Genomic DNA, 17,527 nt, shown 5'->3' with positions numbered 1-17,527 from the left:
TTAAAGCATTTTTCGACTTGGGACGTCATTCGCACCTGTTCAACAAGTCGACCGAATGCATGGCGCCCAGCGGCAATCAGGCGGTATGACAGGCAAAGCTTTAGGGAGTTTTATGGGAAAGGGATTTTTCACGGGAAAAGCCGGCACCTTGCTGGGTGTCGACATCAATGACACGGCCATCCGCTTGATCGAGCTGGGCCGTTCACCTTCAGGCTACAACGTTCAAGGCTACGTCACACAGGCACTGCCGGCGCAGGCGGTAGTCGACGGCACACTTCTTGATCTCGACGGCATAGGGCGCGCCCTGCGCAGTGCGTGGTCGCGGTTGTCGACATCGGTTCGTGGTGCTGTCGCCGCTGTGTCCGGGCCCTCAGTGATCACACGAATGATCGAGATGGACGCTGGGCTCTCAGATGATGAGATGACCTGGATGATCCAGATGGAGGCAGACCAGTACATTCCCTATCCGCTGGATGACGTCGCTATCGACTTTCAAGTGCGCGGGCCAACGGCCCTGGATCCGAATCGGGTCGAGGTATTGCTGGCCGCATGCTTGAAGGAGCACGTAGAAGCCCGCGAGGCAGTTTTGGCCCTGGCGGGGTTGGTGCCGAAGGTGATCGATATCGAAGCGTTTGCATTGGCGCGCGCTTGCCGTCAGGATTTCGCCAGCTTCACGCCGAGCCATCGCGTCGATGGTGCACAATGGGCCGTGGATGCCCAGGGGATGGGAATTGCTTGCGGGTTGGCCCTGAGGAGTTTCGCTTGAAGACACGAATCAACCTACTGCCTTGGCGTCAGGCGCTGGCAGAGCGGCGACGCAAGTATCTACTGGCGTGCTTGCTGGTGTTCGCCTGTGCCGCGCTCGCGGCCGTGTGGCTGGCGGACCAGGTGATCGACCAGGCCATCGATCGTCAAGTAACCCGCAATGACCATCTGGGCAAGGAGGTCGTCGGCCTGGATTCACGTATCAAGACCATTGATGATCTGCAGGAGCAAAGCCAGCAACTGGCGCAACGCATGAAGGTCGTGCAGGACCTGCATGATGCCCGCTCGCCAGGTGCGCAACTATTGGACCAACTGGCACGGGCGGTACCCGACGGCGTGCACCTGCATGAAGTGGTGGCCAAGGGCGATACGGTGAGTATCAGCGGCAGCGCTGAGTCCAGCCAGGACATCGCCCAATTGATGCGCCGCCTGGAAGCGGCGGAAGGTGCCCATTCCACGCGGTTGCAACATGTGCGAACGGATGGCGCGCGCGGCAACAATGAATTCCAGCTGATGGTGCGTCAGGGAGAGTCCTCCGAGGCTCAACCTTGAGCCTGCCAAGGCTCAATCTTTCCGCACTCACTCACAACGCCGCAAAATGGCCCCTACCTGGCAAGGCCCTGTTGGGCTGTGCGCTGGCGGGCGTGGTGTTTGTGGTGGGCGACCTTGTGTACCTGAGCCCCTCGCGGGAACGGTTGCTCCAGGTCGAGGCGCGGGAAGTGGCCCTGAAACAGCAAATCGCACAAAAGACTTGCCTGGCCGCCAGCCTTGAAGCGCGCGCGCAGCAGCTCCAACGGATGCAAGCGAAGGTCGATGAGCTTTTGCAGGCGTTGCCTGGCGAGTCCGAAATGCCTGGTTTATTGGAAGATATCGCGCGTCTGGCGTTGGCCAACGGGTTGCTGGTCGAGAGCGTCACGCCGTTGGATGAGCAGTCTCAGCCGTTCTTTCACGAGCAGCCTGTGCAAATCGGCGTCGCGGGGGCTTACCACGACCTGGCAATGTTCCTGACGGGCTTGGGTGGCTTGTCGCGAATCGCTACGGTGCACGATCTGGCCCTGCGACGTGATGGCAGGCTGTTGCGCCTCGACCTGCTGGCCAAGACTTACTGGCATGCGCAGGGTGGTGGGGAGCTTGTACAGCGACAGCTCTTTGTCTACGACTCGTCCGGGTTGCGTGATCCATTTCAACTGCTCGCGGTGCAGGTCGACCCTCTGAAAGGGCTACTGGTCCGGGCGCCGGACCTTGCCCGGCCACGTGGCGCGCTGGAAAGCCTTGCGGTGGACCAGTTTGAAATGGTCGGCACGCTGTCCCGTGGGGTGCAGGTTTTTGCCTTGCTACGTGCGGCCTCCAAGGTGCACCGCCTGGCGGTCGGGGACTACCTGGGGCCGGACCATGGGCGGGTCACGGCCATCCATGAGCGCGCTATAGAACTGGTCGAACTGTTTCCCGATGGTCAGGGGGCATGGCTGGAGCGCCCGCGAACCTTGTTGTTAAACATCAACTCATAACGGAATCAAACAATGAAAAGGACTTTCTCGTCCTTCGGTGTGGCGCTATGGATAGCGTTCACGGCACCGATGGCTGCTGCTGTGCCCAATCGTGTGGATCTGATCCACTTGCCGCCTCCCGGCGTCGCCACACTGAGCGCCTACACAGGCGACAAGCTGACCCTCAACTTCCAGAGCATCGAGTTGCGCACGGCGTTGCAACAAATTGCTGATGTGGCGGGCCTCAATCTGGTTGCCAGTGACGACGTACAAGGCTCGATCACCCTGCGTCTCAAGGAGGTGCCCTGGGACCAGGCGCTGGACCTGGTGCTGCAAGCCAAGGGCCTGGACAAGCGGGTGAAGGCCGGTGTGTTGCTGGTGGCGCCGGCCGAGGAGCTGGCTGCGCGTGAACTGCTCACGCTGGAATCGCGCAAGCAGATGGCCGAATTGGCACCGTTGCGCCGGGAACTGCTGCAAGTCAATTACGCCAAGGCGGCGGACCTGGCCAAGTTGTTCCAGTCGGTCACCGGCCTTGAGGGTGTGACCGATGAGCGGGGTTCGGTGGCGGTGGATGATCGCACCAACAACATCATCGCCTACCAGACCGTTGAGCGGCTGGAGGAGCTGCGCCGGATCGTGGCGCAGCTGGATATTCCGGTACGCCAGGTGATGATCGAGGCGCGGATTGTCGAGGCCAATGTCGATTACGACAAAAGCCTGGGCGCGCGTTGGGGTGGGCGGCTCAATCGGGGCAACTGGGGCGCGGGGGGCATTCCGAAACCTCAGCCTGAAGGCGCCGAACCGCCGGAAAACCCACCCAGTTCACCCTTTGTGGACTTGGGATCACTCACCGGTACCTCGGGCCTGGGCATCGCCTTTATCACCGATAACCTGCTGCTGGACCTGGAGCTCACCGCCATGGAGAAAACCGGTAACGGCGAAATCGTCTCGCAACCCAAGGTGGTCACGTCCGACAAGGAAACCGCACGCATCCTCAAGGGCACCGAGATTCCTTATCAGGAATCCAGCTCCAGTGGTGCCACGTCGGTTTCATTCAAGGAGGCCTCGCTGTCGCTGGAAGTCACCCCGCAAATCACCCCGGATGACCGCGTGATCATGGAGGTCAAGGTCACCAAGGATGAGCCCGACTACCTGAACAAACTCAACGACGTGCCGCCGATCAAGAAGAACGAGGTCAACGCCAAGGTGTTGGTCAGGGATGGTGAGACCATCGTCATCGGCGGGGTTTTCTCCAATACCCAAAGCAAAGTGGTAGATAAAGTGCCATTTTTAGGCGATGTGCCGTATCTTGGCCGCCTTTTCCGGCGCGATGTGCTGGCGGAGAAAAAATCCGAGCTGCTGGTATTCCTGACTCCGCGTATTATGAATAACCAGGCGATTGCTGTGAGTCGTTGATTCTGTGCGAAATTTGATTCTTGTAGGACCGATGGGGGCTGGAAAAAGCACCATCGGCCGTTTGCTGGCCAAAGAGCTGCGCCTGCCGTTCAAAGATTCCGACAAGGAAATTGAATTGCGCACGGGTGCCAATATCCCATGGATCTTCGATAAGGAAGGCGAACTGGGCTTTCGTGACCGCGAGCAGGCGATGATCGCCGAGCTGTGCGGCTGCGATGGCGTGGTATTGGCGACAGGCGGCGGCGCAGTGATGCGTGATGAAAACCGCCGCGCGTTGCATGCCGGTGGTCGGGTGGTCTATCTGCATGCCTCGGTCGAGCAGCAGGTGGGCCGCACCGCCCGCGATCGCAATCGCCCGTTGCTGCGCACAGCCAACCCGGAGAAAACCCTGCGGGACCTGCTCACGCTGCGCGATCCGCTGTATCGGGAAATCGCCGATCTGGTGGTAGAAACCGATGAGCGGCCACCGCGGATGGTGGTTCTCGACATTCTTGAGCGCCTGCATCGGCTGCCACCCCGTTAAAGCCAGGCTCGAAATGCGCTATTCTCGGCGGCGCGCTATCACCCTGTGGGGTGTGGCGTAGAGCCATCAGGTGACGTCAGAACGTGATGTCATCGGTCGTCACTCCATCTCTAACGCGGGGACACATGCAGACACTTAAGGTCGATCTAGGCGAGCGCAGCTACCCGATCCATATTGGCGAAGGTCTGTTGGACCAGCCCGAGTTGCTCGCACCGCATATTGCCGGGCGGCAAGTGGCGATCATCTCCAACGAAACGGTCGCGCCGCTGTATCTTGAGCGTCTGAGCCGCAGTCTGTCGGCTTATTCGGTGATCTCCGTGATCCTGCCCGACGGCGAAGCCCACAAGAACTGGGAAACCTTGCAACTGATCTTTGATGGCCTGCTGACCGCACGTCATGACCGCCGCACCACCGTGATCGCCTTGGGCGGCGGTGTGATCGGCGACATGGCCGGCTTTGCAGCGGCCTGCTACCAGCGTGGCGTGGACTTTATCCAAGTGCCGACCACCTTGCTTTCCCAGGTCGATTCGTCGGTGGGCGGCAAGACCGGCATCAACCACCCGCTGGGCAAGAACATGGTGGGCGCGTTCTACCAGCCTCAAGCCGTGCTGATCGACACTGCGACCCTCAACACCTTGCCGCCGCGCGAGCTGTCGGCGGGCCTGGCGGAAGTCATCAAATACGGGTTGATCTGCGACGAGCCGTTCCTGACCTGGCTGGAAGAACACGTGGATGCCCTGCGCAACCTTGACCAGGCGGCACTCACCGAAGCGATTTCGCGCTCCTGCGCCGCCAAGGCGCTGGTGGTGAATGCCGACGAACGGGAGTCCGGTGTACGGGCTACCCTGAACCTGGGTCACACCTTCGGCCATGCGATCGAAACCCACATGGGCTATGGTGTGTGGTTGCATGGGGAGGCCGTAGCGGCTGGCACGGTGATGGCACTGGAGATGTCGCAGCGCCTGGGCTGGATCAGCGCCCAGGAGCGTGATCGTGGCATCCGCTTGTTCCAGCGCGCCGGTTTGCCGGTCATTCCGCCGGATGAGATGACCGAGGCGGATTTCCTCGAACATATGGCAATAGACAAGAAAGTGATCGACGGTCGACTGCGACTGGTGCTGCTGCGCCATATGGGTGAAGCGGTGGTGACCGACGATTATCCGAAAGAGATTTTACAGGCCACGCTGGGAGCGGATTACCGCGCCCTGGCCCAGCTTAAAGGTTAATAAGATCCCGATGACTAGTTTGCATGCCGACGAGGCGTTCCTCGGCCATTACCAGTTAAGCCACGACCCTTTTGCTCCACGGGTGCCTGGCTTCAAATTTTTCCCGGCCCAGCGCAAGCCTGTGCTTGGCCAACTGCACCACCTCGCGCGCTACAGCCAACTGCTGCTGGTCGTGACCGGTCCGCTGGGCAGCGGCAAGACCTTGCTGCGCCAGGCCCTGGTGGCCAGCACCAACAAGCAGTCGGTACAGAGTGTGGTGGTATCGGCCCGTGGTGCCGGTGATGCTGCAGGCGTGTTGCGCCAGGTCGCCCAGGCGCTGGACGTGGCCACTGCCGAGCCGAATGCGATCCTCAAGCAAGTGGTGCAACTGGGCCTGACCGGCCAGGAAGTCTACCTGCTGGTGGATGACGCTGAGCAGCTTGACGAATCCGCCCTGGAAGCGCTGCTGGCGCTGGCAGCCGGTACGCCGGAAGGTCGCCCTCATGTGTTCCTGTTTGGTGAGTCGTCGCTGATCGCCGAGCTCGAGCAGATCAGCGGTGACCAGGAGCTGTTCCACGTCATCGAGCTGCAGCCGTACGAAGAGGAAGAAACCCGCGAATACCTGGCTCAACGCCTTGAGGGCGCAGGGGCCGGTATCGAACTTTTCTCCGCTCAGCAGATCTCTGATATTCACGAAAGCTCCGACGGCTGGCCTGGCACCATCAACCAGGTTGCCCGCGATGCCATGATCGAAGCCATGATTGCCAGCCGCACTGCGGTCAAGCGTCCAAAGATGGGGTTCACTATGCCTAAGAAACACGTATTGGCTATTTCCGCCGTTGTCGTGGTCGCTGTTGCCGCCGCCTGGTTGATCCCAGGCCGCAGCAAGGCACCGACGACTGCCGGCGCGCCAACCGAACAGGCGCAGTTGCCACTGGGCAAACCCACGCCAAACGTCGAATTCGCCAACTCCGGCCAACCGACCAATCTGCCGATGGTCGGCCAACCGGTGATGCGTGGTCCGCTTGCCGAAGAAGCCGGTGGCATCTCCGAAGGCGACGACGGCGTGCCGGTGGAAGGCTCCAGCGCCACTCCACCAACCGTGACCACCACTGCGCCGCCTGCGGGCGTGCCAGCCGGTCAGCCGGCTGCGGTTGCCAAGCCGACCCCGACCCCGGCGCCGACCGTTGCCACCGCCAAACCTGCGCCTGCGCCTGTGACCAAGCCGGTCGCGCCTGCGCCAGTCGCCAAGCCAGCCCCGGCTCCGGCTGCCAAGCCTGCTGAAAAGCCGGCCGCCACCGTTGCCAAAGCCGGCGCCGCTGGCAGCAGCTGGTACGCCAGCCAGCCGACCGGCAACTTCGTGGTGCAGATTCTCGGCACCAGCTCCGAAGCCAACGCCCAGGCGTTCGTGAAAGAGCAGGGCGGCGAGTACCGTTATTTCAAGAAAGTGCTCAACGGCAAGCCTCTCTACGTGATCACCTACGGCAACTTCTCCAGCCGTGCAGCCGCCGATTCTGCGATCAAAACCTTGCCAGCGAAGGTCCAGGCTGGTAAACCTTGGCCTCGCACTGTTGCCAGCGTTCAACAAGAACTCGCAACAACTCGCTGAAGATCCGGCGGCCTTACCCAGGCCGCCCTCCCGGCACCTCAAAAAATAACCGCAAGTGCGTGCAGTCTCTAGAGACCGCGCGCTTTGTGGTGTCTGCGTCACAGTAGCTTTTGAGTCGTAGCGGTCAGAATTAAAAAAGTTTTGACTAGCACAGCATATCGCTTTAAACCTTTCATAAATGCGACATAGATTTGCGACATTTCGTCGCTAAATTTGTGAGCGTCTGTGTCGGTGTGTACAATGACCTCCCTTTTGCCCCCGCTAAGCCGGCGTACGTTCGGCGTGGAAGGTAACCGGTTGAATTGAAAAGAAATTTGCCTCGATATAAGAGGCAGCCTGGTGAGAAAGTGTCTATGAAAGCAGGTCTGTACCAACCCGATGAATTCAAGGATAACTGCGGTTTCGGCCTGATAGCCCATATGCAGGGCGAACCCAGTCATACCCTTTTGCAAACGGCCATCGAGGCCCTGACCTGCATGACCCACCGCGGTGGGATCAACGCCGACGGCAAGACCGGTGACGGTTGCGGCTTGCTGATTCAAAAGCCCGACCAGTTCCTGCGCGCTGTCGCAAAAGAGCAATTTGCGGTCGACCTGCCCAAGCAGTACGCCGTGGGCATGGTGTTTTTTAACCAGGACCCGGTCAAAGCCGAAGCCGCTCGCGAGAACATGAACCGCGAGATCCTGGCCGCCGGCCTGCAACTTGTCGGCTGGCGCAAAGTGCCGATCGACACCAGCGTACTTGGCCGCCTGGCCAACGAGCGCCTGCCGCAGATCGAGCAAGTGTTCATCGCAGGCGAGGGCCTGAGCGACCAGGACATGGCGATCAAGCTGTTCACCTCGCGTCGTCGTTCGTCGGTTTCCAATGCTGCCGACACCGACCACTACATCTGCAGCTTTTCCCACAAGACCATCATTTATAAAGGCCTGATGATGCCGGCGGACCTCACCGCCTTCTATCCAGACCTGAGCGATGAGCGCCTGCAAACCGCAATCTGCGTGTTCCACCAGCGCTTCTCCACCAACACCCTGCCGAAATGGCCGCTGGCCCAGCCATTCCGCTTCCTCGCCCACAACGGCGAGATCAACACCATCACTGGCAACCGCAACTGGGCCGTGGCCCGTCGCACCAAGTTCGCCAACGACTTGATGGACCTGGAAGAGCTCGGCCCGCTGGTCAACCGTGTGGGTTCCGACTCTTCCAGCATGGACAACATGCTCGAACTGATGGTCACCGGCGGCATCGACCTGTTCCGTGGCGTGCGCATGATCATTCCGCCAGCGTGGCAGAACGTCGAAACCATGGACCCGGATCTGCGTGCGTTCTACGAGTACAACTCGATGCACATGGAGCCGTGGGACGGCCCGGCCGGCGTGGTCATGACTGACGGTCGCTACGCTGTATGCCTGCTCGACCGTAACGGTCTGCGCCCGGCGCGTTGGGTCACCACCACCAATGGCTTCATCACCCTCGCGTCGGAAATCGGCGTGTGGAACTACAAGCCCGAAGACGTGATTGCCAAAGGTCGTGTCGGTCCTGGCCAGATCCTCGCCGTCGACACCGAAACCGGGCAGATCCTCGACACCGACGCCATCGACAACCGCTTGAAGTCACGTCACCCGTACAAGCAATGGCTGCGCAAGAACGCCCTGCGCATCCAGGCGACCATGGAAGACAACGACCACGGTTCGGCGTTCTACGACGTCGACCAGCTCAAGCAATACATGAAGATGTACCAGGTCACGTTCGAAGAGCGCGACCAGGTGCTGCGTCCGCTCGGCGAGCAAGGCTACGAGGCGGTCGGTTCCATGGGCGATGACACGCCGATGGCCGTGCTGTCCCAGCGCGTGCGCACGCCGTACGACTACTTCCGCCAGCAGTTCGCCCAGGTGACCAACCCACCGATCGACCCGCTGCGCGAAGCCATCGTGATGTCCCTGGAAGTGTGCCTCGGTGCCGAGCGCAACATCTTCCAGGAATCGCCTGAGCACGCCTCCCGCGTGATCCTCAGCTCGCCGGTCATTTCCCCGGCCAAGTGGCGCTCGTTGATGACCCTGGATCGCCCAGGCTTCGACCGCCAGATCATCGACCTGAACTACGACGAGAGCCTCGGCCTTGAAGCCGCTGTGCGCAACGTCGCCGACCAGGCCGAAGAAGCCGTGCGCGCCGGTCGCACCCAGATCGTGCTGACCGACCGTCACATCGCGCCTGGCAAGCTGCCGATCCACGCTTCGCTGGCCACCGGCGCAGTGCATCACCGCCTGACCGAAAAAGGCCTGCGCTGCGACTCCAACATCCTCGTGGAAACCGCCACCGCCCGCGACCCGCATCACTTTGCGGTGCTGATCGGTTTCGGCGCCTCGGCGGTGTACCCGTTCCTCGCATACGAAGTGCTGGGCGACCTGATCCGCACCGGTGAAGTGCTGGGCGACCTCTATGAGGTGTTCAAGAACTACCGTAAAGGCATCACCAAGGGTCTGTTGAAGATCCTGTCGAAGATGGGTATTTCCACCGTCACCTCGTACCGCGGCGCACAGTTGTTCGAAGCCATCGGTCTGTCCGAAGAGGTGTGCGACCTGAGCTTCCGTGGCGTGCCAAGCCGTATCAAGGGCGCGCGTTTCGTCGACATCGAAGCCGAGCAGAAAGCCCTGGCAGCCGAAGCCTGGAGTGCGCGCAAGCCAATCCAGCAAGGCGGCCTGCTCAAGTTCGTGCACGGTGGCGAATACCACGCGTACAACCCGGACGTGGTCAGCACCCTGCAAGCCGCCGTGCAGCAGGGCGACTACGCCAAGTTCAAGGAATACACCTCGCTGGTGGACAACCGCCCGGTGTCGATGATCCGCGACCTGTTCAAGGTGAAGACCCTGGACACGGCGTTGGACATCAGCGAAATCGAGCCGCTGGAGTCGATCCTCAAGCGCTTCGACTCCGCCGGTATTTCCCTGGGCGCCTTGTCGCCTGAGGCTCACGAAGCCCTGGCCGAAGCCATGAACCGCCTGGGTGCGCGTTCCAACTCCGGCGAAGGCGGTGAAGACCCGGCGCGCTACGGCACCATCAAGAGCTCGAAAATCAAGCAGGTGGCGACGGGCCGTTTCGGTGTAACCCCGGAATACCTGGTCAACGCCGAAGTGCTGCAGATCAAGGTGGCCCAGGGCGCCAAGCCCGGTGAGGGCGGCCAACTGCCAGGTGGTAAGGTCAATGGTTTGATCGCCAAGCTGCGTTACGCAGTGCCGGGCGTCACGCTGATTTCGCCACCGCCGCACCACGACATCTACTCGATTGAAGACTTGTCGCAGCTGATTTTCGACCTGAAACAAGTCAACCCGCAGGCGCTGGTCTCGGTGAAACTGGTAGCAGAAGCCGGCGTGGGCACCATCGCCGCCGGTGTGGCCAAGGCCTATGCCGACCTGATCACCATCTCCGGCTATGACGGTGGCACCGGCGCTTCGCCGCTGACCTCCATCAAGTACGCGGGCGCACCGTGGGAGCTCGGCCTGGCCGAGACCCACCAGACCCTGCGTGGCAACGACCTGCGCGGCAAAGTACGGGTGCAGACCGACGGCGGCCTGAAAACCGGCCTCGATGTGATCAAGGCCGCGATCCTCGGCGCCGAAAGTTTCGGCTTCGGCACCGCGCCAATGATCGCCCTGGGCTGCAAATACCTGCGCATCTGCCACCTGAACAACTGCGCCACCGGCGTCGCCACTCAGAACGAGAAGCTGCGCAAAGATCACTACATCGGCACCGTCGACATGGTGGTGAACTTCTTCACCTACGTCGCCGAAGAAACCCGTGAGTGGCTGGCCAAGCTGGGCGTGCGTTCTCTTGAAGAGCTGATCGGTCGCACCGACCTGTTGGAAATCCTCGAAGGACAGACCGCCAAGCAACATCACTTGGACCTGACGCCGCTGTTGGGCAGCGATCACATTCCGGCCGACAAACCGCAGTTCTGCGGCGTCGAGCGCAACCCGCCCTTCGACAAAGGCCTGCTGGCCGAGAAGATGGTGAAAATCGCCGGTTCGTCGATCAACGATGCCAGCGGTGGCGAATTCGCCCTGGATATCTGCAACTGCGACCGTTCGATTGGCGCCCGCATCTCCGGCGAAATCGCGCGCAAGCACGGCAACCAAGGCATGGCGAAAGCGCCAATCACCTTCCGCTTCAAGGGCACTGCGGGCCAGAGCTTCGGCGTGTGGAACGCTGGTGGCCTGCACATGTACCTGGAAGGCGACGCCAACGACTACGTGGGCAAGGGCATGACCGGCGGCAAGCTGGTGATCGTTCCGCCTAAAGGCAGCGTCTACAAGACCCAGGACAGTGCCATCATCGGCAACACCTGCTTGTACGGCGCCACCGGTGGCAAGCTGTTCGCCGCCGGTACTGCCGGTGAGCGTTTCGCCGTGCGCAACTCCGGTGCCCACACCGTGGTGGAAGGCACTGGCGATCACTGCTGTGAGTACATGACCGGGGGCTTTGTCGCGGTACTGGGCAAGACCGGTTACAACTTCGGTTCGGGCATGACCGGCGGTTTCGCCTACGTGCTCGACCAGGACAACACCTTTGTCGACAAGGTCAACCATGAGTTGGTCGAGATCCAGCGGATCAGCGGCGAAGCCATGGAGTCCTACCGGAACCACTTGCAGCACGTGCTGGACGAGTACGTCGAGGAGACCGGCAGCGAATGGGGTCGTAACCTCGCCGAAAACCTCGATGATTACCTGCGTCGTTTCTGGCTGGTCAAGCCCAAGGCTGCCAACCTGAAATCGTTGCTTTCCAGCATCCGTGCCAACCCGCAGTGATATGCGCCTGAAGAGTTTGATGAGGTTTTAACATGGCTGAACGTCTGAATAACGACTTCCAGTTCATCGATGTCGGGCGCAAAGATCCGAAGAAGAAACTGTTGCGTCAACGCAAGAAAGAGTTCGTGGAAATCTACGAACCCTTCAAACCCCAGCACTCGGCCGACCAGGCCCACCGTTGCCTGGGGTGCGGTAACCCGTATTGCGAATGGAAGTGCCCGGTGCACAACTTCATTCCCAACTGGCTGAAGCTGGTAGCCGAGGGCAACATCCTCGCCGCCGCCGAACTGTCGCACCAGACCAACACCCTGCCGGAAGTGTGCGGCCGGGTGTGCCCGCAAGACCGTCTGTGCGAGGGTGCCTGCACCCTTAACGACGGCTTTGGCGCGGTGACCATCGGTTCGGTGGAGAAGTACATCACTGACACCGCGTTCGCCATGGGCTGGCGTCCCGACATGTCCAAGGTCAAGCCGACTGGCAAGCGCGTCGCCATCATCGGCGCCGGTCCTGCCGGCCTGGGCTGCGCCGACGTATTGGTGCGCGGCGGCGTGACCCCGGTGGTGTTCGACAAGAACCCGGAAATCGGCGGCCTGCTGACCTTCGGTATCCCCGAGTTCAAGCTGGAAAAGACCGTCCTGAGCAACCGTCGTGAAGTGTTCACCGGCATGGGCATCGAGTTCCGCCTGAACACCGAGATCGGCAAAGACGTGACCATGGAGCAACTGCTCGAAGAATACGATGCCGTGTTCATGGGCATGGGCACCTACACCTACATGAAGGGCGGTTTTGCCGGTGAGGATCTACCGGGCGTTTACGACGCGTTGGATTTCCTGATCGCCAACGTGAATCGCAACCTGGGCTTTGAAAAGTCGCCGGAAGATTTCGTCGACATGAAAGGCAAGAAGGTCGTGGTGCTGGGCGGTGGTGACACCGCGATGGACTGCAACCGCACCTCGATCCGCCAGGGCGCCAAATCGGTGACTTGTGCCTATCGTCGTGACGAAGCCAACATGCCCGGCTCGCGCAAAGAGGTGAAGAACGCCAAGGAAGAAGGTGTGAAATTCCTCTACAACCGCCAGCCGATTGCGATTGTCGGTGAAGACCGCGTCGAAGGCGTGAAGGTGGTCGAGACCCGTCTCGGCGAACCGGACGCCCGTGGTCGTCGCAGCCCCGAGCCGATCCCGGGTTCCGAAGAGATCATCCCGGCTGACGCCGTGGTCATCGCCTTCGGCTTCCGCCCAAGCCCGGCGCCGTGGTTCGAACAGTTCCAGATCCAGACCGACAGCCAGGGCCGCGTCGTGGCCCCGGAACAAGGCCAGTACAAGCATCAGACCAGCAACCCGAAGATCTTCGCCGGTGGCGACATGGTGCGCGGTTCCGACCTGGTGGTAACCGCGATCTTCGAAGGCCGCAATGCCGCCGAAGGCATCCTGGATTACCTGCAAGTCTGATCCCGATCCTGATCCTGGATTGGAATGGGATCAAACTGTGGGAGGGGGCTTGCCCCCGATAGCGGTGTATCAGTCAAAGATACTGGGACTGACACACTGCAATCGGGGGCAAGCCCCCTCCCACATTTGATTTGTAGCGCTTTCATGTCCGCGACAAATTGACCCGATAGACAAAAGGCACGGCGCATTCCGTGCCTTTTGCGTCTGGCTCTGAGAAAATGCCCGCACTTTTTTTGCGGATGCCGACATGACTGCCCTCAAGAACGACCGTTTCCTTCGTGCCCTGCTCAAGCAACCTGTGGACGTCACCCCTGTGTGGATGATGCGCCAAGCCGGTCGCTACCTGCCGGAATACCGCGCCAGTCGCGCCAACGCCGGCGACTTCATGAGCCTGTGCATGAACCCGGAGTTCGCCTGCGAAGTCACGATGCAGCCGCTGGACCGCTACCCACAACTGGACGCGGCTATCCTCTTCTCCGATATCCTCACCATCCCTGACGCCATGGGCCAAGGCCTGTACTTCGAGACCGGCGAAGGCCCGCGTTTCAAGAAAGTCGTCAGCACCCTGGCCGATATCGAAGCCTTGCCGATCCCCGACCCGCACAAAGACCTCGGCTACGTGATGGACGCCGTCAGCACCATCCGCCGCGAGCTTAACGGCCGCGTGCCGCTGATCGGCTTCTCCGGCAGCCCATGGACCCTGGCCACCTACATGGTCGAAGGCGGCTCGTCGAAAGACTTCCGCAAGACCAAGGCCATGCTCTACGACAACCCACAGGCCATGCACCTGCTGCTGGATAAGCTGGCGCAGTCGGTCACGTCCTACCTCAACGGCCAGATCATGGCCGGCGCGCAAGCCGTGCAGATCTTCGACACCTGGGGCGGCAACCTGTCGGCGGCGGCGTACCAGGAGTTCTCCCTGGCCTACATGCGCAAAATCGTCAGCGGCCTGATCCGCGAACACGAAGGCCGCAAAGTGCCGGTAATCATGTTCACCAAGGGTGGCGGCCTGTGGCTGGAAAGCATTGCCGACGCCGGTGCCGACGCCCTGGGCCTGGACTGGACCTGCGACATTGGCGAAGCTCGCCAGCGCGTGGGCAACCGCGTCGCGCTGCAAGGCAACATGGACCCGACCGTGCTGTACGCCAAGCCGGAAGCCATCCGCACCGAAGTTGGCCGCATCCTCGCCAGCTATGGCAAAGGCACTGGGCATGTGTTCAACCTCGGCCATGGCATCACCCCGGAAGTGAACCCGGAGCATGCCGGCGCGTTCCTGCGCGCGGTGCATGAGTTGTCGGCGCAGTATCACGAATAACACGCAAAACAAATGTGGGAGGGGGCTTGCGCCCTCCCACATTAAAAGCCAGAGAAACTCAGGCCTTCGCTTGCACCAACGGCGGTAACTTCGCCAGCTTCAACGCCACCAGCAACGCGCCGATCAGCAGCGCCACGATAAACGCCCCGATCCCATTCCACCCGGCAAAGTGCCAGAAGAACCCGCCCGCCGTCCCGGCAATACTCGACCCTACGTAGTAGCAGAACAGGTACAGCGACGACGCTTGCCCCTTGGCTTTTACCGCGCGGCGGCCGATCCAGCTGCTGGCCACCGAGTGGGCGCCGAAGAAGCCGAAGGTGAAGATCAGCATGCCCGGCACCACCAGCCACAGGGGGGTGAACAGGGTCAGGGCCATGCCGGCCAGCATCAGCACGATGGTGCCCCACAGCACGCGACGGCGGCCGAGGCGGTCAGCCAGGGAGCCGATTTTCGCCGAGCTGTAGATGCCCGAGAGGTACACCAGCGACAGCAGGCCGACCACCGCTTGGCTGAGGTCGTAGGGATCGGCCAGCAGGCGATAGCCGATGTAGTTGAACATCGTCACGAACGCGCCCATCAGCAGGAACGCTTCGAGGAACAGCCAGGGCAGGCCTGCGTCCTTGAAGTGCATGACGAAGCCATCCACCAGGCTGCGCGGCTTGAGGCTCGTGGCGCGGAAGTTGCGCGATTCTGGGAGGATTTTCCAGAACACCGTGGCGGCGATCAGCGCCAGGGCGCCGATAATCAGCATGGCGGTGTGCCAACTGACGAAGTCGATCAACACGCCGATGATCAGCCGCCCGCTCATGCCGCCAATCGCGTTGCCGCCGATGTACAAGCCCATGGCCAGGCCGATGTGCTGCGGGTGGATTTCTTCGCTCAGGTAGGTCATGGCTACGGCGGCCAGGCCGCTGAGCGACAGGCCCACCAATGCACGCATCAGCAGGATGCCTTCCCAGGTCGGCATAAGGCCGCTGGCGATGGTCGCCAGCGCGGCGCAGAACAGCGCGGAGACCATCACCGGCTTGCGCCCCAGGCGGTCGGAAATCGGTCCGGTGACCAACAAACCGCACGCCAGCATCGCCGTGGCCACCGACAGGATCAGGCTGCTTTGCGCCGCATTGATGGAAAACTCATGGGACAGCGCCGGCATCATCGGCTGCACGCAATACAACAACGCAAAGGTGGCGAACCCGCCGGAGAACAGCGCCAGCACCGTGCGCATAAACATCGGCGTGCCTTTTTCGATGTACGCGTCATTGAGCTGGGCTACCACCTCATCCAGGGCGGTGGGCGGTACGTCTTGAGCGAGTGGAGCAACAGCAGCTTTCACGGGGACCTCGGGGAGGAAGAGCGTGCCAGGACAGGCAATGCAAAAAAGAATATAGCTCCCTAATGATTCTTTCCAATATATTGTTCGACCTGTTTGATAGCTTTAACGACCTAATGAGGCTCCCATGGAATTGCGTCACTTGCGGTACTTCATCGCCGTCGCCGAAGAACTGCATTTCGGCCGGGCCGCGCAGGTGCTGGGCATCTCGCAACCGCCGCTGAGCCAGCAGATCCAGGCGCTGGAGCAGGAAGTGGGGGCGCGGTTGTTTGAGCGTACCAATCGTCGGGTCGAACTGAGTGAAGCGGGGCGGTTGTTCCTGCAAGAGGCGCGATTGGTGTTGGCACAGGTCGACAAGGCGGCGGACGTAGCGCGTCGGGCGCAGTTGGGTGAGCTGGGCGAACTGAAGATTGGCTTCACCTCGTCGGCGCCGTTCAATTCCAGCATTCCCCAGGCGATCTTTGCGTTTCGTCAGGCGTTCCCGGCGGTGCATCTGAACCTGCAGGAGATGAGCAGCACCGAAGTGGCCGAGTCGCTGGTGGATGAGTCGATCCAAGTGGGCCTGATGCGGCCGCTGCCATTGCCGGATTCGCTGGGTGTGGTCGAGCTGATGCGTGAGCCGCTGGTAGCCGTGCTGAACGCCGGTCATCCGTTGGTGGAGGGCAGTGAGCGCGGCTTGCACCTGGCGCAATTGGCACAGGAACCGTTTGTGTTTTTCCCGCGCACTTACGGCAGCGGCCTCTATGCCCAGTTGCTCAACCTGGCGCGTGATGCCGGCTTCAGCCCGCACTTTGCCCAGGAGGCCGGGGAGGCGATGACCATCATCGGCCTAGTGGCGGCGGGCTTGGGCGTGTCGGTGCTGCCGGCGTCCTACCAGCGCATTCGGATCGATGGCGTGGTGTATCGCACGCTGCTGGATCAGGAGGCGATGACGGCGGTGTGGCTGGTGCAACGCAAGGGCGCGCAGACGCCGATGGCAGAGGCGTTTGTGGAGCTGTTGACGCGCAAGGTTGCCCAATAACGCTTTGTGGTGAGCGCGCTTGTTGTGGTGAGCGGGCTTGCCCCGCGCTGGGCTGCGCAGCGGCCCCAAAGATCTTGGGAGCGCTACGCACTCCAGCGCGGGACAAGCCCGCTCACCACAGAGGGGGTGTGCCTGACGCTGGTCTTACTTCGACGTCCCCGTCTGTTCAAACAACTGCGCCGCCGTCCCCGCCTCATTCACGCCATTGCTGCGCAACCCCGCCATGATGTCGCTGTCCAGATTGTTCACCCAACGGTTGTAGTTGCGATGGATCTTGCCGTCCTTGTAGCCCAGGTCGCGGCTGTCGCGGTAGGTGATGGCGTAGCTGTTGCGGGTGTAGCGGATGTCGATGGCTGCGTAATACTGGTTACGCACGTTGATCTCGGCCTGTACCAGTTGCGGGCTCAGGCGTTGTACCGTCCACTCGCGTTTTTGCAGGGCGTTGACGATCACCGTTTTCATTTTTTCTTCGCTGACCTGGGTGTCGGCCGGCAGGTTGTGCTGGGTGTTGAGGATCGGTTTGCTGGTGCAACCGGCGGTGACCAACAGGGCCAGGGTGATCAGGGTGACGCGTAGCAAGGAAGACATTCCGTATTCTCCAATCGA

12 protein-coding genes and 1 pseudogene are annotated in these 17,527 nt (G+C 61.3%); 11 read left to right on the top strand and 2 right to left on the bottom strand.

The annotated features are described in order from the left end of the window. Positions 1-112: 112 nt before the first annotated feature. The 10 genes and pseudogenes from pilM (at position 113) to hemE (ending at position 14,570) form a co-directional block, all read left to right on the top strand. Positions 113-766 (top strand): type IV pilus biogenesis protein PilM, encoded by a 654-nt coding sequence (pilM, locus tag EJ576_RS04910; protein WP_126569675.1) that lies wholly within the window; start codon positions 113-115, stop codon positions 764-766. Beyond that, positions 763-1,317, top strand: a complete 555-nt coding sequence (locus EJ576_RS04905; RefSeq protein ID WP_126569674.1) for a PilN domain-containing protein — start codon at positions 763-765, stop codon at positions 1,315-1,317. Before pilM ends, EJ576_RS04905 begins: the two co-directional genes overlap by 4 nt. After that, the gene (locus EJ576_RS04900; RefSeq protein ID WP_126569673.1) at positions 1,314-2,273 is read left to right on the top strand and encodes a pilus assembly protein PilP; all 960 of its coding nucleotides are present in this window, start codon (positions 1,314-1,316) and stop codon (positions 2,271-2,273) included. The genes EJ576_RS04905 and EJ576_RS04900 overlap by 4 nt, the downstream gene beginning before the upstream one ends. Positions 2,274-2,411: 138 nt before the next feature. Continuing rightward, positions 2,412-3,668: pseudogene (locus tag EJ576_RS04895) on the top strand (type IV pilus secretin PilQ); the annotation flags it as partial. A 4-nt stretch (positions 3,669-3,672) separates the two neighbouring features. Next, on the top strand, positions 3,673-4,191 hold the full coding sequence (gene aroK, locus EJ576_RS04890) for a shikimate kinase AroK (protein ID WP_028615422.1): 519 nt from the start codon (positions 3,673-3,675) through the stop codon (positions 4,189-4,191). Positions 4,192-4,316: 125 nt separating this feature from the next. Further along, on the top strand, positions 4,317-5,417 hold the full coding sequence (aroB, locus tag EJ576_RS04885) for a 3-dehydroquinate synthase (RefSeq protein WP_126569672.1): 1,101 nt from the start codon (positions 4,317-4,319) through the stop codon (positions 5,415-5,417). Between the two features lie 10 nt (positions 5,418-5,427). Further along, the gene (locus EJ576_RS04880) at positions 5,428-7,005 is read left to right on the top strand and encodes an SPOR domain-containing protein (protein ID WP_028615424.1); all 1,578 of its coding nucleotides are present in this window, start codon (positions 5,428-5,430) and stop codon (positions 7,003-7,005) included. 353 nt (positions 7,006-7,358) lie between these two features. Beyond that, entirely contained in the window at positions 7,359-11,804 is a 4,446-nt protein-coding gene (gene gltB, locus EJ576_RS04870) for a glutamate synthase large subunit (RefSeq protein WP_126569671.1), read from the top strand. Positions 11,805-11,836: 32 nt separating this feature from the next. Next, positions 11,837-13,255, top strand: coding sequence for an FAD-dependent oxidoreductase (locus tag EJ576_RS04865; protein ID WP_010213750.1), 1,419 nt, complete (start codon positions 11,837-11,839; stop codon positions 13,253-13,255). Positions 13,256-13,502: 247 nt separating this feature from the next. After that, positions 13,503-14,570: a uroporphyrinogen decarboxylase gene (gene hemE / locus EJ576_RS04860; protein ID WP_071492361.1), complete on the top strand. Its 1,068-nt coding sequence runs from the start codon at positions 13,503-13,505 to the stop codon at positions 14,568-14,570. 58 nt (positions 14,571-14,628) lie between these two features. Here the strand turns inward: hemE and EJ576_RS04855 are convergent, their stop codons facing one another. Continuing rightward, positions 14,629-15,855 carry an MFS transporter gene (locus EJ576_RS04855; protein ID WP_371923931.1) on the bottom strand — a complete coding sequence of 409 codons (1,227 nt, stop codon included), beginning with the start codon at positions 15,853-15,855 and terminating at the stop codon, positions 14,629-14,631. Positions 15,856-16,027: 172 nt separating this feature from the next. Here EJ576_RS04855 and EJ576_RS04850 point away from each other — a divergent pair, with 172 nt between their 5' ends. Then, the gene (locus EJ576_RS04850) at positions 16,028-16,921 is read left to right on the top strand and encodes a LysR family transcriptional regulator (protein ID WP_123475191.1); all 894 of its coding nucleotides are present in this window, start codon (positions 16,028-16,030) and stop codon (positions 16,919-16,921) included. Between the two features lie 144 nt (positions 16,922-17,065). Here EJ576_RS04850 and EJ576_RS04845 read toward each other — a convergent pair whose 3' ends face one another. Continuing rightward, positions 17,066-17,509, bottom strand: a complete 444-nt coding sequence (locus tag EJ576_RS04845) for a hypothetical protein (protein WP_122730485.1) — start codon at positions 17,507-17,509, stop codon at positions 17,066-17,068. Between the last annotated feature and the right edge of the window lie 18 nt (positions 17,510-17,527).

It is taken from the genome of Pseudomonas sp. C 49-2 (assembly GCF_003970195.1).
Taxonomy (GTDB): domain Bacteria; phylum Pseudomonadota; class Gammaproteobacteria; order Pseudomonadales; family Pseudomonadaceae; genus Aquipseudomonas; species Aquipseudomonas canadensis.
Note: the sequence above shows the minus strand (reverse complement) of the source record. Positions and strands in the feature narration are given on the sequence as shown.